The sequence below is a fragment of the Mycobacterium sp. 852002-51057_SCH5723018 genome (assembly GCF_001667035.1).
Taxonomy (GTDB): domain Bacteria; phylum Actinomycetota; class Actinomycetes; order Mycobacteriales; family Mycobacteriaceae; genus Mycobacterium.
Map to the genome: position 1 here is coordinate 1 of NZ_LZIR01000072.1, position 1290 is coordinate 1290.

Consider the following 1290-nt stretch of genomic DNA (forward strand, 5'->3'; position numbering starts at 1 on the left):
CCGCAGGGCTGATAGGCACCGGCGGGGCCGGCGGGTTGCTCAGCGGGCTCTTCGGGGCGGGCGGCGGGAACGGCGGTTCCGGCGGATACAGCAACGTCACCGGCGGGGTCGGCGGCGTCGGCGGCAACGCCGGTATGCTCGCCGGTCCGGGCGGCGCAGGCGGGGCAGGCGGATTCGGCGGCACCACCGGAGGCGGTGGCGGAGCGGGCGGCAATGCGGGCCTGCTGTTCGGCGCCGCCGGCACCGGCGGAGCAGGCGGATTCGGCGGCGGCCCCGCCGGCGGTAGCGGCGGGGCCGGCGGAGCGGGCGGCAACGCCGGCCTGCTGTCCTTTGTCAGCGGCGGGGCCGGCGGGGCAGGCGGAGCCAGCGACGTTACCGGCGGGACCGGCGGAGCGGGCGGCAACGCCGGCCTGCTGTTTGGCTACGGCGGCATGGGCGGGATCGGCGGAGCCAGTGAAATCACGGGCGGGGCCGGCGGGACGGGCGGCAACGCCGGTCTCCTGGTGGGCGACGGCGGTGCCGGCGGGGCTGGTGGAGAGGGCCTAACAACAGGTGGTGCCGGCGGCAACGGCGGCAACGCCGGGCTGATGGGCACCGCCGGCAACGGCGGCAACGGCGGGTTTGGCCCCGCCATCGGCGGCACCGGCCTCAACGGCACCGCATCCCCGCTGCAGCCGGCATTTAACGGAGTCAATGGTCCCGTCGAGGCGCTTACTGGGCGCCCGCTGATCGGCAATGGCACCAACGCGGCGCCAGGCTCTGGGCTAAATGGCATGCCCGGCGGGTGGTTGCTGGGTGACGGCGGCGCTGGCGGGGCGGGCGCGGGCGCGATAGGCGCAAACGGCGGCGCCGGCGGGGCTGCTGGACTGGTGGGAACCGGCGGCGCCGGCGGTGCCGGCGGCTCGAACACCATCGGTGCCAATGGTCTAGTCGGCGGGGTCGGCGGCGTTGGCGGGACCGGCGGGCTTTTGTCCGGCAACGGTGGGTCCGGCGGCACCGGCGGCTTCTCGATCGTCGGCGACGGTGGGACCGGCGGGACCGGCGGAGCCGGCGGGCTGTTCGGTGCCGGCGGCGCCGGTGGGGTTGGCGGAAACAGCCACTTCACCGGCGGTGCCGGAGGGGCCGGTGGGACCGGCGGGCTGCTCGGCGCGCTGGCCGGAGCCGGCGGCGGAGACGGCGGGGCAGGGGGACTCGGCGACCTTGTCGGGGGTAACGGCGGAGCCGGCGGCAACGCCGGCATGCTCGCCGGTTATGGGGGCGCCGGCGGGGAAGGCGGGATCAGCACCCGCC

Annotated in this window: 1 pseudogene; it reads left to right on the plus strand. The window is 77.1% G+C overall.

The features are described 5' to 3' along the window. Nucleotides 1–1290, plus strand: a pseudogene (locus A5764_RS28880) (PE family protein); the annotation flags it as partial.